At 61.9% G+C, this 24,451-nt stretch carries 20 protein-coding genes; 1 reads left to right on the top strand and 19 read right to left on the bottom strand.

Annotation, left to right across the window (positions count from 1 at the left end; all coding sequences use genetic code 11):
- Window position 1 precedes the first annotated feature (1 nt).
- From NMB39_RS25860 to urtA, 8 genes are all read right to left on the bottom strand, one after another.
- Window positions 2-514 carry a GNAT family N-acetyltransferase gene (locus NMB39_RS25860; protein ID WP_057023392.1) on the bottom strand — a complete coding sequence of 171 codons (513 nt, stop codon included), beginning with the start codon at window positions 512-514 and terminating at the stop codon, window positions 2-4.
- Window positions 515-523: 9 nt separating this feature from the next.
- Window positions 524-826 carry an urease subunit gamma gene (ureA, locus tag NMB39_RS25855; RefSeq protein ID WP_057023391.1) on the bottom strand — a complete coding sequence of 101 codons (303 nt, stop codon included), beginning with the start codon at window positions 824-826 and terminating at the stop codon, window positions 524-526.
- A 146-nt stretch (window positions 827-972) separates the two neighbouring features.
- Window positions 973-1,812: an urease accessory protein UreD gene (locus NMB39_RS25850; RefSeq protein ID WP_057023390.1), complete on the bottom strand. Its 840-nt coding sequence runs from the start codon at window positions 1,810-1,812 to the stop codon at window positions 973-975.
- Window positions 1,813-1,843: 31 nt separating this feature from the next.
- The gene (gene urtE, locus NMB39_RS25845) at window positions 1,844-2,542 is read right to left on the bottom strand and encodes an urea ABC transporter ATP-binding subunit UrtE (RefSeq protein WP_057023389.1); all 699 of its coding nucleotides are present in this window, start codon (window positions 2,540-2,542) and stop codon (window positions 1,844-1,846) included.
- Window positions 2,543-2,554: 12 nt separating this feature from the next.
- A complete protein-coding gene (gene urtD / locus NMB39_RS25840) occupies window positions 2,555-3,388 on the bottom strand; it encodes an urea ABC transporter ATP-binding protein UrtD (RefSeq protein WP_164484811.1) in 834 nt (277 codons plus the stop codon).
- On the bottom strand, window positions 3,385-4,452 hold the full coding sequence (gene urtC / locus NMB39_RS25835; protein ID WP_057023387.1) for an urea ABC transporter permease subunit UrtC: 1,068 nt from the start codon (window positions 4,450-4,452) through the stop codon (window positions 3,385-3,387). The genes urtD and urtC overlap by 4 nt, the downstream gene beginning before the upstream one ends.
- On the bottom strand, window positions 4,452-5,954 hold the full coding sequence (gene urtB / locus NMB39_RS25830; RefSeq protein WP_494339885.1) for an urea ABC transporter permease subunit UrtB: 1,503 nt from the start codon (window positions 5,952-5,954) through the stop codon (window positions 4,452-4,454). The genes urtC and urtB overlap by 1 nt, the downstream gene beginning before the upstream one ends.
- Before the next feature lie 140 nt (window positions 5,955-6,094).
- Entirely contained in the window at window positions 6,095-7,360 is a 1,266-nt protein-coding gene (urtA, locus tag NMB39_RS25825; RefSeq protein WP_494339886.1) for an urea ABC transporter substrate-binding protein, read from the bottom strand.
- Window positions 7,361-7,642: 282 nt separating this feature from the next.
- Between urtA and NMB39_RS25820 the strand changes: the two genes are divergently transcribed.
- Entirely contained in the window at window positions 7,643-12,226 is a 4,584-nt protein-coding gene (locus NMB39_RS25820; RefSeq protein ID WP_494339887.1) for a DUF4329 domain-containing protein, read from the top strand.
- Between the two features lie 2 nt (window positions 12,227-12,228).
- On the opposite strand, the gene NMB39_RS25815 is transcribed toward NMB39_RS25820, so the two are convergent.
- The 11 genes from NMB39_RS25815 to NMB39_RS25765 form a co-directional block, all read right to left on the bottom strand.
- Window positions 12,229-13,239, bottom strand: coding sequence for a FecCD family ABC transporter permease (locus tag NMB39_RS25815; RefSeq protein WP_198720008.1), 1,011 nt, complete (start codon window positions 13,237-13,239; stop codon window positions 12,229-12,231).
- Window positions 13,236-14,183: an ABC transporter substrate-binding protein gene (locus NMB39_RS25810; RefSeq protein ID WP_494339888.1), complete on the bottom strand. Its 948-nt coding sequence runs from the start codon at window positions 14,181-14,183 to the stop codon at window positions 13,236-13,238. The genes NMB39_RS25815 and NMB39_RS25810 overlap by 4 nt, the downstream gene beginning before the upstream one ends.
- Window positions 14,180-14,968 (bottom strand): ABC transporter ATP-binding protein, encoded by a 789-nt coding sequence (locus NMB39_RS25805; protein ID WP_494339889.1) that lies wholly within the window; start codon window positions 14,966-14,968, stop codon window positions 14,180-14,182. The genes NMB39_RS25810 and NMB39_RS25805 overlap by 4 nt, the downstream gene beginning before the upstream one ends.
- Before the next feature lie 41 nt (window positions 14,969-15,009).
- Complete coding sequence (locus NMB39_RS25800; protein ID WP_494339890.1) at window positions 15,010-17,118, bottom strand: TonB-dependent receptor; 2,109 nt, start codon at window positions 17,116-17,118, stop codon at window positions 15,010-15,012.
- Window positions 17,119-17,269: 151 nt separating this feature from the next.
- Entirely contained in the window at window positions 17,270-18,652 is a 1,383-nt protein-coding gene (locus NMB39_RS25795; protein WP_494339891.1) for a PepSY-associated TM helix domain-containing protein, read from the bottom strand.
- Between the two features lie 138 nt (window positions 18,653-18,790).
- Window positions 18,791-20,851: a TonB-dependent copper receptor gene (locus NMB39_RS25790; RefSeq protein WP_494339892.1), complete on the bottom strand. Its 2,061-nt coding sequence runs from the start codon at window positions 20,849-20,851 to the stop codon at window positions 18,791-18,793.
- A gap of 94 nt (window positions 20,852-20,945) precedes the next feature.
- Window positions 20,946-21,335 (bottom strand): DUF2946 domain-containing protein, encoded by a 390-nt coding sequence (locus tag NMB39_RS25785; RefSeq protein WP_494339893.1) that lies wholly within the window; start codon window positions 21,333-21,335, stop codon window positions 20,946-20,948.
- A gap of 11 nt (window positions 21,336-21,346) precedes the next feature.
- Entirely contained in the window at window positions 21,347-21,829 is a 483-nt protein-coding gene (locus NMB39_RS25780) for a copper chaperone PCu(A)C (RefSeq protein ID WP_494339894.1), read from the bottom strand.
- Window positions 21,830-21,876: 47 nt separating this feature from the next.
- Window positions 21,877-22,269 (bottom strand): DUF2946 domain-containing protein, encoded by a 393-nt coding sequence (locus tag NMB39_RS25775; protein WP_494339895.1) that lies wholly within the window; start codon window positions 22,267-22,269, stop codon window positions 21,877-21,879.
- 253 nt (window positions 22,270-22,522) lie between these two features.
- Entirely contained in the window at window positions 22,523-23,242 is a 720-nt protein-coding gene (locus NMB39_RS25770; protein WP_494339896.1) for a cobalt-precorrin-6A reductase, read from the bottom strand.
- Window positions 23,239-24,444 carry a bifunctional cobalt-precorrin-7 (C(5))-methyltransferase/cobalt-precorrin-6B (C(15))-methyltransferase gene (locus NMB39_RS25765; RefSeq protein ID WP_057023373.1) on the bottom strand — a complete coding sequence of 402 codons (1,206 nt, stop codon included), beginning with the start codon at window positions 24,442-24,444 and terminating at the stop codon, window positions 23,239-23,241. The genes NMB39_RS25770 and NMB39_RS25765 overlap by 4 nt, the downstream gene beginning before the upstream one ends.
- Between the last annotated feature and the right edge of the window lie 7 nt (window positions 24,445-24,451).

Raw genomic sequence — 24,451 nt, 5'->3', positions numbered from 1 at the left:
CTCACTCCTTGGGCGGTTCGGCGCCCGGGTTCAAGGTCAGTTGCATAAAGGTCAGGTCCAGCCAGCGGCCGAACTTGATGCCCACTTGCGGCATATGCCCGGTGGTGATGAAGCCCAGGCGCTCATGCAGGTGGATGGACGCCTGGTTGCCGCTTTCGATGGCTGCGACCATTACGTGCTTGCCGCCGCTGCGCGCACGCTCGACCAGCGCTTGCATCAGGCGTGGGCCAAGTCCCTTGCCACGTTGATCGTTGCGCACGTACACCGAGTGTTCGACGCTGTAGCGAAAGCCTTCGAAAGGCCGCCAGTCGCCGAATGAGGCGTAGCCGATGACTTCATCGTGTTCCACCGCCACCAGGATCGGATACTGCTGGGCCTGGCGCGCACTGAACCAGGCTTGGCGATTGGCCAAGTCCACCGGTTGCTCGTTCCAGATCGCCGTGGTGTTGAGCACCGCGTCGTTGTAGATAGCGCAGATCGCCGGCAGGTCGTGTTCGGTTGCATCACGAATCATCGCAGTGCCTCACGCAATGGGTTGGTGGACGGTGACCAGCTTGGTGCCATCGGGAAAGGTGGCCTCCACCTGGATATCCGGAATCATCTCCGGGATGCCTTCCATCACCTGTTCGCGGCTGAGCAGCGTGGTGCCGTAGTGCATCAGGTCGGCCACAGTGCGGCCATCGCGGGCGCCCTCCATCAGGGCGGCGCAGATGTAGGCGATGGTTTCCGGGTAGTTGAGCTTCACCCCGCGTGCCAGGCGGCGCTCGGCGACGAGGCCTGCGGTGAAGATCAGCAGTTTGTCTTTTTCCCGTGGGGTCAGGTCCATGGTTCAAGGTCCTTCAAAGAATGCATTCTTGAATTTGACAGAGATCAAGTGTGGGAGGGGGCTTGCTCCCGATGGCGGGGTGTCAGGCATACATCTGTGACTGGCCCACCGCCATCGGGAGCAAGCCCCCTCCCACATTTTGATCTTCATGTGCTCCAGATTCTTGGTGATATTGCTTCTCTGCCGAGTATGGCCGGGCGCAGCAATCGCCATAGATCTATCAACCATCCTCGCGCCAGCAGTGCTTCACTGGCCAGGCAGCGGGCGACCAGCAAACCCGGCAATTGGGTCAAATCGCCGCGCACTGCGTGGGGCAGCGAGCGGCAACGCTCAAGCAATTGAGGCTCAACCTCACCCGTCACCAGCAACGTGGCAAACACCGGCTGCCCATCCAGCCCGATGGGCGAATCCAGCAGCCCATCGGCGCCTACAATGCGCTGGCGCTCATACCAGAGCAACTGCCCGTCGCGGCGGATATCCAGGTGTGATTGAAAGTGGCCGAGGTCGAACCGTTCGCCGCTGGCCGGGCGCCCCAGGGCGACCACATCCCAATAGAACAACCGCGCATCGCCCAAGAGCTCGATGCGCGTAGTGAGTTCGGCCTGGGCGGCGCTGAACACGATGGTTTCTTGGGGCAGCCATTCCAGCGTCGCGCCGGCCTCGACGGTCAACTCGACTTGCTGAAACGCCGGGCCGCTGGCGCGGTACCACTTGGCGGCGCCGGGGCTGGTCAGTTGCGCCCAGGCCCCAGTGCCGACATGGGCGCTGATGTCCAGGCGATCACCGCCGGCAATTCCGCCGGGCGGGTGCACGATGATGTGCTGGCACACCCCGGGGCCTTCGGCGTACAGGTGCTTTTGCACCCGCAGCGGGCCAAGGTGGCGGCGCAATACCGGGCGCGTGGTGTCGCCGAAACGTGCATAGCCGAGTTCCAGCTCGGCGTGCCAGCTGGGGGTGAACAGGGCAGGGGATATGGGCAGGTTCATGGCCGGTTGCTTATCGTCAAGAGGCTACAGATTAGATGGTTACCAGCCCACGCACACCTTCGCTTTCCATATTTTCACCGCGGCCTTGCTGCACGATTTCACCCCGGGACATCACCAAGTACTGGTCCGCCAGCTCGGCGGCGAAGTCGTAGAACTGCTCCACCAGCAGGATCGCCATATCGCCGCGTTCCGCGAGCTTCTTGATCACCGCGCCGATTTCCTTGATCACCGACGGTTGGATGCCTTCGGTGGGCTCATCGAGGATCAGCAGGCGCGGGCGGCTGGCCAGTGCGCGACCAATCGCCAATTGCTGTTGCTGGCCGCCGGACAGATCGCCGCCACGGCGATGCTTCATTTGCAGCAACACCGGGAACAGCTCGTAGATGAAGGCGGGCACTGCCTTGGCTTCGGCGCCGGGGAAGCGCGACAGGCCCATCAGCAGGTTCTCTTCCACCGTCAGCCGGGCAAAAATCTCCCGTCCCTGGGGCACATAAGCGATGCCAGCATGCACACGCTGGTGAGGCTTGAAGCCGGTGATGGCCTTGCCTTCCCAATTCACCGCGCCTTCCTTGGCCGGCAGCAAGCCCATCAGGCACTTGAGCAGGGTGGTCTTGCCCACGCCGTTACGCCCGAGCAGGCAGGTGACTTCGCCGATCTTCACGTCGAAGGACAGCCCGCGCAGGATGTGGCTACCGCCGTAGTACTGGTGCAGCTTGTCGACTTGCAGCATGTTCTGTTCTCCTTAGCGACCGAGGTAGACCTCGATCACCCGCTCATTTTCCTGTACCTGTTCCAGCGACCCTTCGGCCAGCACGCTGCCCTGGTGCAACACGGTGACGTGGTCGGCAATCGAGCCGACAAAACCCATGTCATGCTCCACCACCATCAGCGAATGCTTGCCCGCCAGGCGCTTGAACAACTCGGCGGTGAACTCGGTTTCGGCGTCGGTCATGCCCGCCACCGGTTCGTCCAGCAGCAACAGTTGTGGGTCTTGCATCAGCAGCATGCCGATTTCCAGGAACTGCTTCTGGCCGTGGGACAGCAAGCCGGCGGGCCGCTGCACCGAGGTGGTGAGGCGGATGGTCTCGAGTACCTCGTCGATACGGTCCTTCTGCTCGCCGCTCAGGCGTGCGCGCAGGCTGGCCCAGACCGACTTGTCGGCCTTCTGCGCCAGCTCGAGGTTTTCGAACACGCTGAGGGCTTCGAACACCGTGGGTTTCTGGAACTTGCGGCCGATACCGGCCTGGGCGATCTGCACTTCGCTCATGCTGGTCAGGTCCAGGGTTTCGCCGAACCAGGCCTTGCCGTGGCTGGGCCGGGTCTTGCCAGTGATCACGTCCATCAGCGTGGTCTTGCCCGCGCCGTTGGGGCCGATGATGCAGCGCAATTCACCGACGCCGATGTAGAGATTCAGGTCATTGAGGGCCTTGAAACCGTCGAAGCTGACGCTGATATCTTCCAGGGTCAGGATGGTGCCATGGCGGGTGTTGAGTCCCTTGCCTGCTGCCTGGCCGATACCGATCGCATCGCGGCCGCTGCCCGCATCGAAAATAGGTTCAAGCATGACGTTCCTCATTTCTTCAGCAGGCCAATAACGCCCTTGGGCAGGTACAGGGTGACGATGATGAACAGCGCGCCGAGGAAGAACAGCCAGTACTCCGGGAAGGCCACGGTAAACCAGCTCTTCATGCCATTGACCACGCCGGCGCCGAGCAATGGCCCGATCAGTGTTCCGCGCCCGCCCAGGGCCACCCACACGGCGGCTTCGATGGAATTGGTCGGCGACATTTCGCTGGGGTTGATGATGCCCACCTGCGGCACATACAGCGCCCCGGCAAGCCCGCACAGCACCGCACTCAATACCCATACGAACAGCTTGAAGCCACGAGGGTCGTAACCACAGAACATCAGGCGGTTCTCGGCATCGCGCAAGGCGGTCAGCACCCGGCCGAACTTGCTTTGCGCCAGGCGCCAGCCGATGTACAGGCTCGCCACCAGCAACAGCACTGTCGCCAAGAACAACACCGCCCGCGTAGCTGGTTCGGTGATGCCAAACCCGAGGATGCTGCGGAAATTGGTAAAGCCGTTATTGCCGCCAAACCCGGTCTCATTGCGAAAGAACAACAGCATCCCGGCAAAGGTCAGGGCCTGGGTCATGATCGAGAAATACACGCCCTTGATCCGCGAGCGGAAGGCGAAGAAACCGAACACCAGTGCCAACAGTCCAGGCGCCAGGATCACCAGACACAAAGCCCAGAGGAAGTGGTCGGTGCCGGCCCAGTACCAAGGCAACTCGGTCCAGGACAAAAAGGTCATGAACGCCGGCAACCCATCGCCGGAGGCCTGGCGCATCAGGTACATGCCCATGGCATAGCCACCCAGGGCGAAAAACAGGCCGTGACCCAGAGACAGCATGCCGGCGTAGCCCCATACCAGGTCCAGCGCCAGGGCGACGATGGCATAGCAGAGGATCTTGCCCACCAGCGTCAGGGTGTAGGCGGAAACATGAAAGGTACCCTCCGCCGGCAGCAGCGACAGCAGCGGCAACGCCAGCAGCACGGCGAGGATCACCACACCGGCTGCAATCGTGACCTTGGGGCCGGCCTTTTGCGTGGCCGTAAGCATCAATGGCTGGTTCATCAGTCGATCACCCGTCCTTTCAGTGCGAAGAGTCCTTGCGGGCGTTTCTGGATAAACAGAATGATCAGCGCGAGGATCAGGATCTTGCCGAGCACGGCGCCGATCTGAGGTTCGAGAATCTTGTTGGCAATACCCAGGCCGAACGCGGCCATGACGCTACCGGCCAGTTGGCCGACACCGCCGAGCACCACCACCAGGAACGAGTCGATGATGTAGCCCTGGCCCAGGTCCGGGCCGACGTTGCCGATCTGGCTCAATGCGACGCCTCCCAGGCCAGCGATGCCGGAGCCGAGACCAAAGGCGAGCATGTCCACCCGTCCGGTGGGCACGCCGCAGCAGGCGGCCATGTTGCGGTTCTGGGTGACGGCGCGCACGTTCAGGCCCAGGCGTGTCTTGTTCAGCAGCAGCCAGGTGAGCGCTACCACGAACAGCGCGAAGGCGATGATGACGATGCGGTTGTACGGCAGCACCAGATTGGGCAGTACCTGGATGCCTCCGGACAACCAGGCAGGGTTGGACACTTCGACGTTCTGTGCGCCGAACACCAGGCGCACCAGTTGGATCAGCATCAGGCTGATGCCCCAGGTGGCGAGCAGGGTTTCCAACGGTCGGCCATACAGATGACGAATGACGGTGCGTTCCAGGGCCATGCCGATGGCCGCGGTGACGAAGAACGCCACCGGCAGCGCGATCAACGGGTAGAACTCGATAGCAGCAGGCACATAACGCTGCATCATCAGTTGCACCACATAGGTCGAATAGGCGCCGAGCATCAGCATCTCGCCATGGGCCATATTGATCACCCCGAGCAGACCGAAGGTGATCGCCAAGCCCAGCGCCGCCAGCAACAGGATCGACCCCAGGGACATGCCGCTGAACGCCTGGCCGAGGATCTCGCCCATCATCAGTTTGCGCTTGACCTGGGCCAGGCTGGTTTCGGCCGCGGTGTGCACGGCGGCGTCGGCTTCCACGCCTGGCGCGAGCAGCGCTTCTAGGCGGGTACGGGCCAGCGGGTCGCCGGTACTGCCGAGCAAGCGCACGGCAGCCAGGCGCACTACCGGGTCGCTGTCCACCAGTTGCAGATTGGCCAGGGCCAGACTCAGGGCGCTGTGCACCTGCTCATCGGTCTCGGCGGCGACCTGCTGGTCGAGGAATTTCAACTGCGCGGGTACTGCGCTTTTTTGCAGGGTGCGCGCGGCTGCCAGGCGCACCTTGGGGTCGGCGGCGAGCAACTGCTGGCTGGCCTGGACGTTATTGATCAAGCCGCGCAGGCGGTTGTTCAGGCGTATGGTTTTGGCCTCGCCATTGAGTGTGAGTTGTCCTTGTTGCAGCGCGTCCACCAGCTCGATGCGCGCCGGGTCGGGCTGGGCGGCCCAGTCCTGGAGCAGCTTGGCTTGCTGTGTCGGGTTGGCGGCGAGGAAGTCTTCGGCGTCGCCTGCATATGCCGCCAAAGGCAGCAACAGCAGCAATGCCAACAAGCAGCGTGGGAGGGCAGTAGGCATAACACAATGTCCTAGTCATGCGCGGTCAACACTGTGGGAGGGGGCTTGCTCCCGATGGCGGTGTGTCAGGCATGCATGTATCACTGACCCGCCGCTATCGGGAGCAAGCCCCCTCCCACATTTTTGATCTGTGGTGGGCTTTAGTTGCTCTTCACGGCATAGTCCGGCTTTTTGTCGTTGCCCGGAATGTAGGGGCTCCACGGCTGCGCCCGAATCGGCGCTTCGGTTTGCCACACCACCGAGAACTGCCCGTCGGTCTGGATCTCACCGATCATCACCGGCTTGTGCAGGTGGTGGTTGGTCTTGTCCATGGTCAGGGTGAAGCCCGACGGTGCAGCGAAGGTCTGGCCACCCAGGGCCTCACGCACTTTGTCGACGTCGGTGGACTTGGCTTTCTCCGCCGCCTGCGCCCACATATGGATGCCCACGTAGGTGGCTTCCATCGGGTCGTTGGTCACGGCTTTGTCAGCGCCTGGCAGGTTGTGTTTCTTGGCGTAGGCTTTCCAGTCGGCGACGAACTTCTGGTTCACCGGGTTCTCCACCGACTGGAAGTAGTTCCACGCCGCGAGGTTGCCCACCAGCGGTTTGGTGTCGATGCCGCGCAGTTCTTCTTCACCAACGGAGAACGCCACCACCGGTACATCGGTGGCCTTCAGGCCCTGGTTGGCCAGCTCCTTGTAAAACGGCACGTTGGAGTCGCCATTGACGGTGGAGACCACCGCGGTCTTGCCGCCAGCGGAGAACTTCTTGATGTTGGCAACGATGGTCTGGTAATCGGCGTGGCCGAATGGGGTGTAGACCTCTTCGATATCTTTGTCGGCCACACCTTTGGCATGCAGGAACGCGCGCAGGATTTTGTTGGTGGTGCGCGGGTACACGTAGTCGGTGCCGAGCAGGAAGAAGCGCTTGGCGCCGCCGCCTTCTTCGCTCATCAGGTACTCCACCGCCGGGATCGCCTGCTGGTTCGGCGCCGCGCCGGTGTAGAACACGTTCGGCGACATCTCTTCGCCTTCGTACTGCACCGGGTAGAACAGCAGGCCGTTGAGTTCTTCGAACACCGGCAATACCGATTTGCGCGATACCGAGGTCCAGCAGCCGAACACCACGGCCACCTTGTCCTGGGTCAGCAACTGTCGACCTTTTTCGGCGAACAGCGGCCAGTTGGAGGCGGGGTCCACCACCACCGGCTCGAGCATCTTGCCGTTCACACCGCCCTTGGCGTTGATCTCGTCGATAGTCATCAGCGCCATGTCTTTAAGCGAAGTCTCGGAGATCGCCATGGTCCCGGACAACGAGTGCAGGATGCCGACCTTGATGGTCTCGGCGGCCTGCACGGTCCAGGACAAACCCATCGCGACAATGGATGCCGACAAAGTAAAAGCCTTGATCAAGCTACGACGCTGCATGGTGCGATCTCCGTAAACCGATATTTTTATGGGGCAGGTACACCGGACTCTGCAAAGGCTGTGCCTGCGGCGCAAACCACCGGTGTCTTTGATCGATTGCTGCGGGCGTTGGCAAGGGCGTGCACTAGCTTGGCGCCGCAATACCCGCAAAGTGCATGCAGGGCGCTAAAACGGGGCATGAAGATAGATATGCAGCGCAAACACTGTGCAGGGATGCTCCAGCATGGGGGTTCAGGTAAGGCGTACGCGATGCGCCTTCGCTCCTTTTTCGCGAGAGCTTTTATGGACAAAACCCCCGGTACAGCAGCCCACCCGTCAAACCAGGCCGTGCATTTGCCGCCTCTGAGCCCGCCTTTTATCAGTGCCGACGACGCCGCTTGCTGGGCACATGCGGCTATCGGGCAGCGCCGCGATGTCGAGTATGGCGGCGTGATTCTCAAGCGCGGCGGCCGCTATTACGCTACCGACCCTGTGGCGGACCAACGCAACAGCTTTGATCATGGGCTAGTGTTGGCCAAGGACAGCGACGGGCACTTCATTGGCCCTGACGATTATGTCGCCGAGGCTTTCTATCATTCCCATCCTGCCGATGCCGCGCAAATCCAGGGCATGTTTCCCAGCTTCACGGCCGACCAGGTGCTGCTTTTCAACAACTACTATTCGGTGGCGGACCAACTCTTCAGCTTCAGGCAGCGGGCGTTCGCCAAGACCCACTATTTTTCCGGGCCGGATAACGTGTTGCTTAAATACGTCAGCAACGGTTCTGCGACGGAAAAAAAACTGGAGCAGCAGTTGCGTGATGGGACGCTTGAACCCAGCAGCGATTTTGAACATCTAATCTGGAAACTGGCCGAGGCCGGCGAACTCTGGGTGGTGATCGCGAACCCTGTGTGGGGCGGCGTTCGCGGCCGTATCACCCGCGGCTGGCGGATCAGGACGCCGGCGACAGTGGTGCAGCAACTGCCATTTTTCACGGCGGTGTTTCCAACCCCTGGAGCTGCCGTGTTGCGTGCATTGTTGCTCTCCGGTGCGCCTGACCAGGGCGCCAAGGTAGGCTTTGTGCTCAAGCACAGCCGTGAGGAGGCCTACGTTGCGACCTTGGCGTTGCCCAAGCGTCACCCGCTGTTCTCGCTCGACGGGGTGTTTCCTAAAGGCCCCGTCGGCAAATTTCGATTGCCTTCCCATTACCGGCTGGAGGCCATCTACTTCACCAGTTTCTACCGGACCCATGAAGTCGCGGCGCGGGAAAAGTGGCTGGCCAGTACTTTCTTTACACCGGCGCAGATAGTGGCGGCGACCCGTCAGGCGCGGGCGACCCTGGAGATCCAGAACACGGGTCGTGGATTGTTCCTGTATATGCGAGCCTCGGACGGTGCCCTGCTGGCATTCAAGGTGCCCGAGGCCACACCCACCAGTGAGTTGGTCCGGCAGGGCAGGGGGGGCGAGTTGAACGACAACGGTGCACAGGCCGCGCTGCTCAGTGGCACCCTGAGCCCGCGCGACTATGTGCGCAGGGTCATTGCGGCAACCGAACTGTCGGTGGTGCAGGCCGGTGGCTTGTGGCGCAAGGTGGGCAGTGTGGATAACCGCTCCGACCTGTTGACGTCGTTCTACACGGCGACCTTGAGCCGCTCGTTTCTCTCGGCACGGGATGCGGCAGTGTATGCCCATGAGCAAATTGGTAACTGGCGCGATCACTACTACGGTGGTTATGTGCTCAAGGGGGAAGACGGTCGCTTTGTCATTACCGAACCCATCGCCAGCGCCGCCAACCCCTTTGCCTTTACGTTGTTTTTCCCTCTGGGCCACGCCGGGCCGTTGATCCCACCAGAACCCTATGTGCTGTATGCGCGCTACGGCTCGCACCTGGCGCTGTCGATGGCCGACCCGGTGGCGGTCGCGCAGCGCGGCTGGACCCGCGATGAGGCGCAGATCAACCAGCAAGTGTTCAGCACCGCCGAAATCTACTCGATCATCCCGGCTGGCCGGCCCGCGTATCTGTCGGGGGCGCAGGACTGCCTGTTGGAATACACCCCGAACAACTCGTCCCAGGAAATGTTGCTGTTGGCCAACCTCGGCCCGCAGGCCGGTAGAGACAGCCTCGGTAAACGCCTCGACAGCGGGCGTATCAAACCTGCCGATTGGGTCTGGCGTCTCGCCGAGGCGGGAGACTTCAGGATTATTCAAGGCAATGCGTTGTGGGGGCCGCGCTCGGTGGTCTACAGCGACTGGGCGCCCAACTATACCTACGCCCCTCGATCGGGCCCACCTGACTACGTCACCTACGGCGCGGTGTACGCCAGCGCCGATGAGGCCGCGCGCAACCTGCATGGGCGGGTGCACGGGCGCAATTTCGCCGATTCGGCCTGCTTTGCGTTCATCCTCAAGCACAAAGACCAGGAGCAGTACATTGCCAGTGAAGTCGTGGGCGTCACAGCCCCGAACAGGCTGTTCAATCTCAATCGTTTGTTTGAACGTAAGGATGGTGGCAGCTATCGCCTGCCCGACGGGTTTGTGTTGCACGGGCTGTTTCGCTCGCAACAATGGTCGCCTTCCGGATTGAATACGTCGAACGCGTGGCTGACGCTGTTTTTTGTCACGCCGGATGTGCTGTATACCGCGCTCTATGCCGCTGAACGAACGGGTGTGAAAAAACCGCCGATGTACTTTTCAACCCTTGATGGCGCGCTGTTGCGTTATGTTCCCGCCCCCCTTGATGTAAGCAGTGGCGGCCCGGCAGATACCTTATTGACACAGGCACAGGAACAGTTGAACTCCGGTCAGACGACCCCCCAGGACTTTCTCAGGGAGTGGGCGCTCAAAGGCATGCTCCATGTGGTACGTACCAGCCAGTACTGGGATAAACCAGGCTTGGTCGCCCCCACATCGGCCGGTTATGAAACCTTGATGCCGCGGCGGTTGAGCCCCTCCTTCGCCAGTGCCGATGATGCGGCCCGCCATGCTGCCGGGAGGCTCGACAATGGCTATCGTCGTGCCTATGGCGGCGTGGTCCTCAGGCTGGTCAATGGGCTGTTCGCTTCGACCGAGCCCCTGGCGCTGCCGCCTCAGGGGTTTGCCCTGAATTGGATCTACCCTGAGCAGGCCGTCGCGGCGGGGCTGTATCCGGGAGGCAGTACGATTGTGGCGCGGTATCGTTCCCTGGTGAACCAGGAGGTACCGCTGCTGTTGTCCGCGACTCAAAAAGCCATCTACCAAACCATGATACCGAGTGCAGTGCTGGGATCCTTCTTGCACCGTGAGCGCCATCTCAACCGGGAGTACGTATTCGGCGCAAGGGGCTCGATCCTCAGTTACCAACTGTCCAGCGCCGCCGAAGAGTCGTTGCTCATGCAGCGTCTGGCACCCCTGAACCCGGTGAGGGCGGATTACGGCGATAACCTCATCGAGCAGCAAATACGCGGCGGGGCACTTTTGCCGCAGGACTTTGTGACTGAGGTGGCGAAGGCTGGTCAATTGCGTGTGCTAGAGGGGGATCAGGTATGGGGGCCGCCAAGAACGCTCATGGCGAGATTCTTACCGAATCAACCTCAAGTCAACGCCAGGGATATTCGCGCGGTGTTCCTCGATCCGCCCTGCGGTCCCCTCTTCACCCAGGCGTACGATGCTGTCCGTTACGCCCAGCGTTTGGGCAAACCGCACACAGACGTGGCGTTCGGTTACGTACTGAAGTCAGTGAGCAAGCCGCTGTACATGACAACCTTGGCACTGGTTCGAGAAAACTTTGCCGACTTCAGGCAGGTATTTGTCGACGGGAAATTGCCTCAGGGCTATGTGATTGATGGCCTGTATCTTTATGCTTCCAACGTTGCCATCGCCGCTGCGGATGATGAAATGGCGCACAGTTTCTTCCCGCCCCATCGCATCGCCAGCGCGCTCAACTTCCTCACTTATGCACGCAACGGTGATATTTTGCCGCTTTATTTGCTGTGTGCTGACGGTGCGTTGCTCAAGTATGTATTTCCCAAAAGCGCGCCGCTGTATCCGGTGACCGGTGAGGCACATTTGGACCGCACGAAGCTGCTTGAGGGCACCCTCAAAGTGCGCGATTACGTGCGTCGCCTGGCGGGTGCCGGAGCGCTGGATATCCGAGTAACCAGCGAAATCTGGGGCAAGGTCGAGCGGGTTACTGGCGAATGGGCACCGAAACAAGCCCCCCATGCGTTTGCCGACGATCCCTATCTTCATTCGTTTTGCGGGCCGCTGTTTCTTTACCCCGATGATGCGGCCCGTTATGCCCAGGACTTGGTGGCACCGTTCAAGATCAAGCAGTACCTGGGCGCGGTACTGAAGCCGGAGAGTACACAGGGGTATGTGGCGATCGATCCGGTGGAGGAACAGGACGCAGGCGGTGTAACGACCCTGGCGCGGTTATTCCGCGGCGTTCATGCCGGGCTGGACGTACCTTTGGGCAATATACTGAGCACCTATAAGATTGCCGCTGTGCAACTCTTCTATCAGTCCATTCGTTCAGCCTCCAGCTTTGAGCAGTTAGACCAGGCGCTGTTGCACAACTTCGTTTCCAAAGACGACCTGCGCAACGCTGTGTCGGTGGTCAAGAATAATGTTCCCGATGCCAAGAGTTGTTACCTCTCCTGCCGAGGCGGTGCTCTGCTCAAATATGTACCGGCCTTTACCCAAGCTGAAACCACGCTGCTCAGCCCGGGTTCACCTCCGGACCCTAAAGTGTTGATCAGTCGGCTGAGGGCTCAAGGCAGTCTCTCGGTGCTGGTTACCGATGCCTTCTGGACGCGGGCGGGCGTATTGGATGCGCAGTGGAGCGTCAACGAGGTGCGCGAGCCACAAATCGATGAGTTCTGGTATGCCCGGGAAAAAGATGAGCTCTGATTTCAACGCCTGCGCATCAGGCCGATAAAAAACAGCCCGCCAATCGCTGCCGTCGCCACGCCAATCGGCAGGTCTTCGGGGGCGATCAGGGTACGTGCCGCGACGTCGACCCACACCAGGAACACACTGCCCAGCAGCACGCACACCGGCAGCAAGCGCCGATGTTCGGCCCCCACCAGGCGTCGGGCGATGTGCGGCACCATCAGGCCGACAAAGCCGATCGAACCGCTGATAGATACCAGCACGCCGGTCATCAGCGACGCGATCAGAAACACCTTGAGCCGCACATTGCGGGCGTTCAAGCCCAGGGTCACGGCAGTCTGTTCACCGGCCATCAAGGCGTTGAGCGGGCGCGCCATGCCCAGCAGCAGGGCCAGCCCCAAGACCACCGTGATGGCGGGAATCGACAACAGTTCCCAGCGCGCCAGACCCAGGCCGCCGAGCATCCAGAACATCACCGCCGAAGCGGCGCGGTGGTCGCCCATGAACAGCAGCAGGTTGGCCACTGCCATCATCACGAATGACACCGCTACACCGCACAGCAGCAGGCGGTCACTGTCCAGGCGGCCGTTGCGGCTGGCCACGGCCAGCACCACCAGCATGCTCAGCAGCGCACCGACAAACGCGGCGATGGGCAAGGTCAACAGGCCGATGATTTCACCTACATGCAGCACCACGATCACCGCGCCGAGGGTAGCGCCGGAGGTCACGCCGAGCAGGTGCGGGTCGGCCAGGGGGTTGCGCGTGACCGCCTGCAACACCGCGCCGATCAACGCCAGCCCGGCGCCCACCAGCGCCCCCAGCAGCATGCGCGGCACACGGATCAGCCAGACGATATGTTCCTGGCCCGTATTCCAGTCCACCGCACCGACGCCGAACGCCTTGTTCAGCAGAATCCGCCCTACCACGTCCACCGGCACCCGCGCCGAGCCAAACCCCAGGGAGACTACGCAGGAGACCAGCAACAACGTGCCAAGGGCGCTCAACAGCAGCAGGTAGCGACGGGTGATCATTCGCCGTGGAACCCCTTGGCCAGGGCTTCAACGGCCAGCACATTATCGATACCCGGCGTGGCCTGCGCGTAGGGGATCACGATAAAGCGCTGGTGTTTGATCGCGTCCACCGCTTGCAGGGCCGGGTTGTTGAGCAGGAACTGCTTTTTCTGCTCGGCAGTGATTTGGCTGTAGTCGACGATCACGATGACCTGCGGGTTGCGCTCCACCACGGTTTCCCAGTTGACCCGGGTCCAGCTGGCATCGACGTCATCGAGGATATTGCGCCCGCCGGCGACGTCGATCAGCGCTTGTGGCATGCCCAGGCGGCCCGAGGTCATGGCGCGGTCTTCGCCGCTGTCATACAGGAACACCCGTGGCTTATCGGCGGGAAGGTCTTTTTGCACTTCGGCCACCTCTGCCTGCATCTGCGCGATCAAGGCATTGGCGCGCTCCTGCACGTCGAAGATCCTGCCCAGGTTGCGCAGGTCGTTATAGGTATCGTCCAGGCTCGCAGCCGGGCGCTTCATCACGAACGCGCATGACTCGGTCAGCTCATACACATTGATGCCCAAGGGTTGCAGGGTGTGCGGCGTGAGGTCGCCGCCCACACGCATGCCGTAGTCCCAGCCGGCGAAGAAGAAATCCACATTGGCGTTGAGCAGGGTTTCCACCGACGGGTATTTGCTCGCCAGTTCCGGCAGGCCGTCGAGAGTCGTGGCCATGCCCGGCGGCACTGACTTCCAACCGCTGACGCCACTGTAGCCGGCCATATGTGGCTTGAGACCCAGGGCGAGCATCATCCGGGTCATGTTGATGTCGTGACTGACTGCGTGTTGCGGGGCTTGCTGGAAGGTCACGTCGCGGTCGCAGCTCTGGATGGTCAGCGGGTAACGGGTGGCTTCGGCGAACGCTTGGTCAGTGGCGAGCAGCAGGGTGAGAGACAGCAGGGCGCGCAGGGTCATGGTTGGGTTATCCAGGTGATTCGGGGGTAGCCGGCCAAGGGGTGAGTGTCGATCAAGGCTTCGACGCCAAACACCTCGCGCAGCAATGCGGTGGTCAGCACGTCGTGAGGTGTGCCGCTGGCGACGATGCGCCCGTGGTTGATCAAGTACAGACGATCACAGAAGGCCGCCGCCAGGTTCAGGTCGTGGATGCTCGCCAGGATGCCGATGTCCAGGCGCTTGACGAGTTTTAACAGCTCCAGCTGGTAGCGTGGGTCGAGGTGGTTGGTGGGCTCATCGAGGATCAACAGTCGGGGTTGCTGGGCCAGGGCGCGGGCGAGGATGACGCGCTGTTTTTCCCCGCCCGAGAGGGTAGCGAAGGCATGATCTGCGAAATCCTGCATGTCGACCGATTCCAGCGCGTGCCGGATCAGTTGCCCGTCGTGCAACGTGTCGCTGTCAAACAACCCCTTGTGGGGCGTGCGGCCCATAGCGACCACTTCATCCACCCGCAAGCCGAAGGCGTCAGGGAATTCCTGCAGCACTACGGCGATACGTTGTGCGCACCACTTTGCGCTTTGCTTCCAGACGTTCTGGTGTTCAAGCGACACATCGCCATGCTCCGGCCGGGTGAACCGGTAGGCGCAGCGCAGCAGGCTGGTCTTGCCACTGCCGTTGGGCCCGATCAGCCCCACAAACTCCCCGGCAGCGACGCGCAGGCTGGCGTCACGCAGTTGAAACTGGTGATGGCAGTGGTCGTGACCGGGAGGGGCCCAGCCAAGTTCGCTGAGGGTGAGTGAGGTCATCAGTACTCTCAAGTCCCACATGGGGTTTGTGTTTTATTCAGTTAGAAGGTGTAGTCAGCAGTGACGAACAACGAGCGCGGCTCACCCAGGATCCACTGCTGCCCATCGTTGTACTGGCTGACCGCATACGTGCGATCGAACAGATTATTCAGTTGCAAGCCCAGCGTGGTATTGCGCATCGCCTTCCACGACAGCGTGGCATCCACCACGGTGTAGCTCGGAAGCTCGTTCTGGTTGGCCATGTCGGCATAACGGGCGTCGACGTAACGTACACCGGCACCGGCCCGAACGTTGTCGGTCACGGCCTTGCTCAGCCACAGGTTGGCGGTGCGGCGCGGCACGTCCACCGGGCGATTGCCATCACGGGAAACCTGCACACCGCCGACGTCCTGCTTGAAGTCGTCATACTGCGCCCGCACGATGGCGGCGTTGGCTTGTAACTGCCAGGCGCCGGGCAGTTGCAGGTCGAGGCTGGCTTCCAGGCCGTTGGAGGATTGTTGGCCGACTTGTTGCTTGAGGTCCGGGTCGCCCGGCACGTCAGTCAGCAGTTTCTTCTTGACGATATGGTAAGCCGCCAGGGTCCATTCACCGCGTGCGTCCCAGAACGCTTGTTTGATACCGATCTCGGTCTGCCTGGCAGTGGACAGGTCGAACTGCTGCTGGCTCGGACTCAGGGAAATCAGGCCGCCGACGCCATCGGTGCTGGTGGCGTATTGACCGTAGACCGAGGTGTCCGGGGTGATCGCATAGACCAGGCCGGCTTTCCAGTTATTACCGGTGAGGGTCTTGTCGGATTGGCTGCCGTTACGCAGGTCGTCGCGGTCGATGTGTGCGTAGTCGCGGCGGATGCCGGTGATCAGCGCGAGTTTATCCGTGAGCTGCAGGCGGTTTTCCGCAAAGCCGGCGACCGTTTTGGTAGTGGTGGCGAACACCGGTTTGAACGGGTCCTGGCTGGAAAACGGCGCAGGCGTGGGGTAATGCAGGTCGATGGGTTGGCCGTTTTTCAACACGTCATTGAACGGCGTATTGCTCGCCAGGCGGAAGCGAATGCGGTTGTATTCCATGCCCGCCACGGTCTGGCTGTCGAGGCCGAACAGGCTGTGCTTGAAGGTGAAGGTCTGTCGATCACCCACCTGTTCCTGATTGTGCTTGATGCCGAAGTTGCCGCTGCGGATCAGCTGGCCGTTGGCGAAGTTGTAGTTCTCGGCGTTCTGCCAGCGACGCTGGTTTTTCAGGTAGTACAGCTCGTTGGTCGCGCTGAGGTTATCGCTCAGTTGCCACTCGCTGGTCAGGCGCGTCCACTGATCGTTGTAGTGCTGGGTGTCGTTGCTGACGTTGTAGTTCTTGTCGCGCAGGCCCTTGTGCAACTGGCCATTGATCAGTGGCGTGCCGAAGTAGTTTTGCGGGCGCTGGTCGCCGTAGTCGCTGGCCAGGGTGAAGCTCAGGTTGTCGGCGGGCTGCCAGCGCAGGGCGCCGCTGATGAAGTCACTGCTGGAGTCGCCACGGTCGATAAAACCGTTGCTGCGCAGACGGTTGAGGTTCAGGCGATAGCTCAGGGTATCGGTCAGCGAGCCGCCGCTGTCGAGTGCCTGCTGCTGGCGGTCGTAGGAACCGTAGCCGAAGCGGATGTGGTTTTCGATCTGGCCCGTAAAGGGCTTTTTCGAAATCGTATTGACCACTGCGCCGGTAGCGCCTTCGCCGTACAGCACTGAGGCCGGGCCGCGCAGTACGTCCACCCGTTCCACGGCCCAGGTGTCCACCGGGAAGGTTGAGGTGCCCATGCCGGTGTACATGCGGTTGCCGTCGTAGAGTTGCATCACCGAGCTTTGGCCGGTAAAGCCACGGGCCTGCAGCGAGGTGCCGCCATCCCCTGGCGTGCCGGTGCGGCTGATGCCGGTGGCGCGGGAAATGGCGTCCTGCACGCTGACGTCGCCCCGTTCGCGGATCTGCGCGCCGGTCTGGCTTTCAACGCTCCCCGGGGTTTGCATTGCCGTCAGATTCAGGCGCGAACCGGCGGTGGTCGTAGTGTTCAGATCGACACGTTCGTCATCCACTGCCGGCGCGGTGATGGGGCTGGCGGGCAGGGTCAGGGCCTGGGCATTGGTATGCAGGGCGAGCAGGCACAGGCCGCTCGCAAGGTAATTGTTCATCGGTCGATCAATCGCTTCTTGGCAGGTACTCGCCGCAGGGAGCGGCGAGTAACGATAGCGCAGAAAGTGTTATAAGTTAACACTTATCGGTTGCGGGGCAAAAGTCCGCATAAGGCTACAGAGGCGCTCTGGAATGGGCATCTCGCCTGTTTCATGCTGAACCTGAGGCAGATTCACCTTGACCAAAAAAGCGCGACAGCACCAGGCGATCCAAGGCCCATACCAGTATCAACGACGCCCCCACCAGCGGGAAAACGATCGCCAGCCCGAGCATGATCACCATCGCGGTTTTCCACTTCGGTAAGTCATGACGCAGTGGCGGCACACCCAGCCCGCCCTGTGGCCGGCGCTTCCACCAGATCACCACGCCGCTGACAGCACTGAGCAGGATCATCAGGCAGATCAGCAGCACGATCAGTTGGTTGACCCAGCCGAACATCTTGCCTTCATGCAGCATTACCCCGGTCTCGGTGGCGCGTGCGACGAGGTTGTAGTGTTGCCAGCGCACATCGGCGAGTACCTTGCCGGTGTATTGGTCGATATGCAGGGTGGCGTCATTGCGCGGGTCGTTGGCAAACACGGCGACGGTGAACACGCCGGTGGCGGTGGTGGGGAAGGTGATGCTATAGCCGGGCTCGACCTTGCGTGCCTTGGCCAGGTCGACCACCTGTTGCAGGCGCACGGTCGGTGCGGCAGGGCCCGAGTGCATGTCGCCATGGTTCAGGTGTTCGGCATGGTCGCCGGACATCGGCATCGGCGTGTTTTCCATGGCCCAGGGCACGGTCTGTTGGCTGGCGCTGTTGAGCATGCGCGCCTGCTGATCGGATTGCGGCACGTCGGTCCACATCGCCGCCGGAAAGGTGTTCCACAGCTCGGCATATTGCTTGCCCCAGAAGCCGGTCCAGGTCATGCCGCTGAGCAGCATCACCAACAAGAAAGCCGCGCCCCAGAAACCGACGACAGCGTGCAGGTCACGCCAGAGCAGTCGGCCCCGACTTTGCCAACGAGGCCACAGCACACCGGCCGATGACTTGCCGCGTGGCCACCATAGGTACAGGCCGGACACCACCAGCATCACGCCCCAGCCGGCGGCGAGTTCGATCAGGCGATCACCGAGGGTGCCGATCATCAACTCGCCATGCAGGGCGCGGGCAATGGCTTGCAGGTTGTATTTGGCGTCCTGTTCACCGAGTACGTTGCCGCGATAGGGGTCGATGAACAGCGTGACTTCGCGCCCGTCTTTTTGCATGACGAACTGCGCGCTGCTGGTGGCGTCGACCGGGGGCAGGTACTTGCTGATCGCAGCCTGGGGGTAGGCGGTCTTGGCCCGTTGCAACAGCTCATCGGCACTCAACGCGTGTTCGGCGGCAGGCACGTTGAGCAGGTCGGCGTACATCAGCGGGTCGAGCTGGGGCTTGAACAGGTAGATGATGCCGGTCAGGGCCAGCAGCACCATGAAGGGGGCGACGAAGAGGCCGGCGTAGAAGTGCCAGCGCCAGGCCAGGTTGTAGAAGGAGATCTTTGGTGTGCTCATCAGGGGCTCCGCAAGGCTTTGGTTTTTTTGTGTCAGTTACACCGCCATCGGGGGCAAGTCGAATCGTCGCACCGCCCCTCCCACATTTGACTGTATTCACAAATCAGAGGGTGGGAAGGGGGCTTGCCCCCGATGCTTTTAGAAGCTCATATCCACCTTGGTCCAAAGCGTACGCCCCGGTTCCTTGATGGCCTGCGGGTCGTTGGCTGGGTAGCCGAACCCGGCGTTACCGGCCAGGTTCAAATGCTCGGCGTAGGCTTTGCCGAACAGGTTGTCGACACCGGTGCTGACCTTGAAGTTTTTATTGATGCGGTATGCGGCGTTCAGCGAGAACACGCCGAAGCCACCGCTCTTGTCGTAGTCCTTGCCGACCACGTTGCCTTTGTTCTGGTCGATGCGGTTTTGTGCCGCCACCACGCGCCACAAGGCGCCGGCACTCCAGTCGTCTTCGCTGTAGGTCAGGCCGAAACGGGCATCCAGCGGCGGCATTTGCGGCAGTGGCTTGCCATCGCTGCTGTTTTTGCCCCAGGCGTAGGCGAGACTGGCGTCGGCTTTCCAGTGAGCGGTCAGCTTGTAGGCCGCGCCCAATTCGCCGCCCATGATGCGCGCGTCGACATTGCGCGCCTGGGAGGTGGTGCCCATCATGCCGGGCCGGTAATCGAACAGAATGAAGTCGCGCACCTGGCCCACATAACCCGAGGCCCAGGCTTCGAGTTCGGCGGTTTTGTACTGCGCGCCGAAATCCAGCTGGGTGGTCTTCTCGGGCTTCACGCCGTCGAAGGCATTCACCGAGCCGGCCGCGCCGGTGTTGGGGGAAAATAGCTCCCAGTAATCCGGGAAGCGTTCGGCGTGGCCCAGGCCGGCATAGACCGTGGTGGGCGTGTCCTCCAGGTCATGTTCGTAGCGCACGAAGCCCGATGGCAGGGTGTCGGCGCGGGTGTCGTCGGCGGTCGGATTGGGGCGGGACATCATCCCCGAGCCGGTGCGTTGACGAAAATCCTTGGCCGAGGCGCGATCCAGGCGGGCGCCGGTGATCAGGCGGTCATTGTCGGCGGCGTACCAGGTCAGTTCGCCGAACACGCCGTAGTTGTGGAAGTTGGCGTCTTTGTTGCGCGGCAGATCCTTGTAGGTGTCGATGCCCATGCTGCTGCGTGCGCGGTGTTCATTGGTCTGAGCATCCAGGCCGCCGATCAGTTGCACATCGGCCCAGCGCCAGGTCGCCTTGATGCGCGCACCGAGGGTGCGGCGGTCGACGTTGGAAGCCATGGGACCTGCCATCATGCCGGTGCCCGAGGGGACGCGCAGGCTGTAGTTGTCCATCACATGGTCGGCATAGTTGTAATAGACCTGGGCCTCGACCTTATCCAGCACCTCGCCGATATTGGACTTCTCGAAACGCAGCCCGAGGCTTTCGCGCAGGAACTGCGAGCCATCCATGCCGCGGCCGGCGTAGCGTGCCTCACCATCGCCACGGCCAGCAGTGAGCTCCAGCAAAGTGTCGGCGTCAGGGGTGAAGCCCACCGCCACATCGCCATTCCACTTGTCATAACGCGATGCGACGGTGTCGTTATTGCCGTCCTTGTAGTCGTCGGCATGGGCCTGGTTGCCGATCACCCGCACGTAGCCCAATGGCCCACCGGCAGCGGCATCGATGACCTTGTCGAAACGCCCGTTGGAGCCCGCCAGCACACTGGCGTTGACCCGCGTACCCAGCTCGCCGAATTGCTCCGGCTCACGGTCGAACAGGATGGTGCCGGCTGACGCACCCGGGCCCCAGAGCACGGTTTGCGGGCCTTTGATCACGGTCAGCTTGTCGTAGGTTTCCGGCGAAATGTACGAGGTGGGTGCATCCATCCGCCCCGGGCAGGCGCCGAGCATCATGCTGCCGTTGGTAAGGATATTCAGGCGCGAGCCGAACATGCCGCGCAGCACCGGGTCGCCGTTGGTGCCGCCGTTGCGTACCAGGGCGAAGCCGGGGATGGTCTTGAGGTAGTCGCCGCCATCGCTGGCCGGCACCGGTTGGCGTGGGTCTTTGGGGTTGGTGACAACAGTGAGTGGCGAGCTGGGGGCGATCGCAGTGATTACCGTGGGGCTCAGCTCGTGTTCGTGCGCATGGGCGCATGGGGTAAGCAGTGCGCCGCACAGAACGGCGAAAGCAGGGGCAGCGCCCAAACGGGTGTCAGCAGAAAACCTGGACATGACAAATTCCATCAATCAATCGTAAACAACACGGCCAGCAGCCTGCGGCTGTCTGTCTAGAGTCGGCCGGGGTGGAGTAACGCTGTGAAAGTGTTTACGCAGTGATGGGCGGCGCGCGGCTGCGGGCGCCGGGGAAGATGCTCTGCCGGGCATGTCCCAGGCGGGTGGCGGGGGTGAGGGCATTGGCCGGCGGCGGGGTGCCGAGGCTGACGTAGGACACGCTGCCGGGCAGGGCCGGGCAGCTGAAGAGCAGGCTGCAATAGCCGCACTTTTCCCAGAGTACGTGGTGCTCGTCGGGTGCTTTGCTGGGCTTGGGCTCGCCGTGGCACTCGGGCATGTTCATGGACATACCGGCGTGATGATCCATCGGCATCGCTTGGGAAATCAGCGGACCGATAAAGATCATCAGCATGGCGAACAGGCTGATCCAACTGCCGCGCATCAGGCGGCGGTGTGGAGATAACCTGGCGCGAGGGGCGCCCATTGAATGGCGGCCTACTGAGCGTGCATGTGCTCGTGTTTAGCCATTGGCGGCGCCTTCTGCACCGATACTTCCACCTCGACCTTGCCGGCTTTCTCGAAAGTCAGGGTCAGTGGGAATTGCTTGCCATCGGTCAACAGGCTGCGGTCTTTAAGGCCCAGCAGCATCACGTGATAGGCCATTGGCGCGAAGGTCAGCTCACCCTTGGCGGGTACGGCCACGCTGGGCACTTGCTGCATCTTCATCAGGTCGCCTTGCATCACATGCTCATGCAGCTCGGCTTTGTCTGCCACTGGCGTCTCGACACTCAGCAGGCGATCCGGTGTGGCCCCGGTGTTATGAATCACAAAGTACGCCGCGACAGTCGGCGCATTGGGTGGCAACTCCTGAGACCAGGGTTTGCTCACCGTCAGGTCGCCGACCTTGTAGTCTTCGGCATTGGCAGCACCAAACACTGGCAGCAACAACGCAGCCAGAAGCAGGGAAGATTTGAGCATGGCAGTTCTCCAGAACGGTTCTAAACGCAGTTCACTTGCGAATAAGATCAGGCCGTTGGAGACGCTCGGGGATTAAGACTTGGCCATTGCTGGCGCGGAGTGGGATTTTGCAGGGACGGTGGCGGCAGGCTTTGCACCGCTTCAGCCAGCGTCACATACAACTGCGGCACATGCCCCGGCAGCGCCACCAACGGCGCCGTGCCCGAGCAACACCAGCAATGCTGCATGGCGGAGTGATCATCCGCCGGTGTTGGAATCTCCAGCTTGCCCAAGGCAATCGTCTTCAGGCTGGCGCCATTGGACGAGCAGAAACTACCCCACATCAGGCGCTTGACCGGGTCATCGGTCTGCTGCATCGCACTGGCCAACGGCATGGCAAACGCATTGAACAGCACTGCAAGGCAGGCGATCCAGGCAATTGCAAAGCGTTGACGGGCCATGGCGGATAATCCGTAGGGTTAAACGATCAGGGGGTATTTAGCCTGATCGGGGGTGATAAGTAAAAAAGGGCGGTGTGGTTTGGTGTCGCAGGGTTGAGGATAGACGGGGAATCGAGTGGGTGCCGATCTTCAAGGCAACGCATTCCAAATGTGGGAGGGGGCTTGCTCCCGATAGCGGTGTGTCAGCTACTCAATTGCTGGCTGAACCACTGCCATCGGGGGCAAGCCCCCTCCCACATTAGGTCCGTGTTGCTCAAAGGGTGTGTATTGCCTGTAGCGACGCAGCTACGGTGGTGAACTCTCGATCTACGGCAGGCAACACCGGCCGCTTCAACACCAACACCGGCACCCTACGCTCACGCGCCACTTCCAGCTTCGGCTCGGTGGCGGTGCTGCCGCTGTTCTTGCTGATCAGCACATCAATTGCGCGCCGTTCAAACAGCACGCGCTCGTCCTCGATCAGAAACGGCCCGCGTGCGCCGATCACTTCACACCGGTCATTGCCCGAATACACATCCAGCGCTCGCAGCGTCCAGAATTGATCGGCGGGAATCTCATCGAGATGCTGCAACGGTTCGCGACCCAGGGTGAACAAGGGCCGTTTGAAGGGTTTCAATGCCTCGATCAGCCCGGCCCAGTCGGAAACTTCCCGCCAGTCATCCCCCACTTGCGGCTGCCATGCCGGACGCCGCAACGCCCAGCAAGGTACACCGCACAACCTTGCCGCCTGGGCAGCGTTGCGGCTGATCTGCGCCGCGTACGGATGGGTGGCGTCGAGGATCAGGCTGATGCGCTCATCGCGAACAAACTGGGCCAACCCTTCATGACCGCCGTAGCCGCCGACACGCACCTGGCAGGTAAGGTCGGTAGGCACACGGCCCACACCGGCCAAGCTGTAGATATGCTCCGGCCCCAAGCTACGGGCAATGGCCAGCGCTTCTGTCACACCACCGAGCAGCAGAATCCGTTTCATAGCGGCTTGACCACGTCCAGCAGGGTGATTGGCAGCGCCTGGCGCCAGGTATCAAACTCGCCCAATGGCTGCGCCTGGGCGACATGGACGCGCGTCAGTTCGCCGCCATGCTCGGCGCGCCAGTTCATCAAGGTCATTTCGCTTTGCAGGGTCACGGCATTGGCAACCAGTCGGCCACCGGGGCGCAGGTGCTGCCAGCAGGTGTCGAGCACGCCGTCGCGGGTGACGCCGCCACCGATGAAGATGGCGTCCGGGGCTTCCAGGCCAAGCAACGCATCCGGGGCCTTGCCACGAATCAGTTGCAGGCCGGGCACGCCGAGGACGTCGCGGTTGTGTTCGATCAGGTTTTGGCGGCCCGCATCGGCTTCAATCGCCAAGGCGCGGCAGCTGGGGTGGGCGCGCATCCATTCGATGCCGATGGAGCCGCTGCCCGCACCCACATCCCAGAGCAGCTCGCCGGGCATCGGTGCTAGGCGGGCTAGGGTCATGGCGCGCACATCGCGCTTGGTCAGTTGGCCGTCGTGTTTGAACGCCGAGTCGGGCAGCCCAGCCAGACGCGACAGACGTGGTGTGTTGGCATCCGCCAGGCAGTCGATGGCGACCAGGTTCAAGTCGGCCACCGAAGCCTGCTCCCACGACTGCGCCAACCCGTCGATACGCCGTTCGTGTTCGCCACCCAGGTGTTCAAACACGCTCAATCGGCTGGGCCCATACCCAGCCTCAAGCAATAGCGACGCAATTGCAGCCGGGCTGCTGCCGTCATTGCTCAACACCAGCAAACGCACACCACTGGCCAGATGCGCATTGATCGCCGCGATTGGCCGGGCCACCACCGATAACGTCACCACTTCCTGCAACGGCCAGCCCAGGCGCACGGCAGCCAGCGACACCGAAGACGGCGCGGGCAAGATCAACAGTTCCTGCGCCGCCACCTGCCGCGCCAGGCTGGCGCCCACGCCATAGAACATCGGGTCGCCGCTGGCCAGCACGCACACAGGCTCGCCACGCCGCGACAGCACCGGTTCCAGGGAAAACGGGCTCGGCCAAAGTTGGCGCTCGCCACGGATACACACCGGCAACAGGTCCAATTGACGCTGCCCGCCTATAATCCGCGAGGCACGCAACAGGGCATGCCGGGCATTCCTGCCCAGGCCCTTGAAGCCGTCTTCACCAATGCCTACAACCGTCAGCCAGGGCGACATATCAATT

Source organism: Pseudomonas sp. FBCC-B545 (assembly GCF_059134095.1).
This window is presented reverse-complemented; position numbering and strand designations above follow the sequence as displayed.

Excerpts from the sequence above, each read along its gene's own strand:
- NMB39_RS25860 (WP_057023392.1), bottom strand. The coding sequence starts at position 514 with ATGATTCGTGATGCAACCGAACACGACCTGCCGGCGATCTGCGCTATC.
- ureA (WP_057023391.1), bottom strand. The coding sequence starts at position 826 with ATGGACCTGACCCCACGGGAAAAAGACAAACTGCTGATCTTCACCGCA.
- NMB39_RS25850 (WP_057023390.1), bottom strand. The coding sequence starts at position 1,812 with ATGAACCTGCCCATATCCCCTGCCCTGTTCACCCCCAGCTGGCACGCC.
- urtE (WP_057023389.1), bottom strand. The coding sequence starts at position 2,542 with ATGCTGCAAGTCGACAAGCTGCACCAGTACTACGGCGGTAGCCACATC.
- urtD (WP_164484811.1), bottom strand. The coding sequence starts at position 3,388 with ATGAGGAACGTCATGCTTGAACCTATTTTCGATGCGGGCAGCGGCCGC.
- urtC (WP_057023387.1), bottom strand. The coding sequence starts at position 4,452 with ATGAACCAGCCATTGATGCTTACGGCCACGCAAAAGGCCGGCCCCAAG.
- urtB (WP_494339885.1), bottom strand. The coding sequence starts at position 5,954 with ATGCCTACTGCCCTCCCACGCTGCTTGTTGGCATTGCTGCTGTTGCTG.
- urtA (WP_494339886.1), bottom strand. The coding sequence starts at position 7,360 with ATGCAGCGTCGTAGCTTGATCAAGGCTTTTACTTTGTCGGCATCCATT.
- NMB39_RS25820 (WP_494339887.1), top strand. The coding sequence starts at position 7,643 with ATGGACAAAACCCCCGGTACAGCAGCCCACCCGTCAAACCAGGCCGTG.
- NMB39_RS25815 (WP_198720008.1), bottom strand. The coding sequence starts at position 13,239 with ATGATCACCCGTCGCTACCTGCTGCTGTTGAGCGCCCTTGGCACGTTG.
- NMB39_RS25810 (WP_494339888.1), bottom strand. The coding sequence starts at position 14,183 with ATGACCCTGCGCGCCCTGCTGTCTCTCACCCTGCTGCTCGCCACTGAC.
- NMB39_RS25805 (WP_494339889.1), bottom strand. The coding sequence starts at position 14,968 with ATGACCTCACTCACCCTCAGCGAACTTGGCTGGGCCCCTCCCGGTCAC.
- NMB39_RS25800 (WP_494339890.1), bottom strand. The coding sequence starts at position 17,118 with ATGAACAATTACCTTGCGAGCGGCCTGTGCCTGCTCGCCCTGCATACC.
- NMB39_RS25795 (WP_494339891.1), bottom strand. The coding sequence starts at position 18,652 with ATGAGCACACCAAAGATCTCCTTCTACAACCTGGCCTGGCGCTGGCAC.
- NMB39_RS25790 (WP_494339892.1), bottom strand. The coding sequence starts at position 20,851 with ATGTCCAGGTTTTCTGCTGACACCCGTTTGGGCGCTGCCCCTGCTTTC.
- NMB39_RS25785 (WP_494339893.1), bottom strand. The coding sequence starts at position 21,335 with ATGGGCGCCCCTCGCGCCAGGTTATCTCCACACCGCCGCCTGATGCGC.
- NMB39_RS25780 (WP_494339894.1), bottom strand. The coding sequence starts at position 21,829 with ATGCTCAAATCTTCCCTGCTTCTGGCTGCGTTGTTGCTGCCAGTGTTT.
- NMB39_RS25775 (WP_494339895.1), bottom strand. The coding sequence starts at position 22,269 with ATGGCCCGTCAACGCTTTGCAATTGCCTGGATCGCCTGCCTTGCAGTG.
- NMB39_RS25770 (WP_494339896.1), bottom strand. The coding sequence starts at position 23,242 with ATGAAACGGATTCTGCTGCTCGGTGGTGTGACAGAAGCGCTGGCCATT.
- NMB39_RS25765 (WP_057023373.1), bottom strand. The coding sequence starts at position 24,444 with ATGTCGCCCTGGCTGACGGTTGTAGGCATTGGTGAAGACGGCTTCAAG.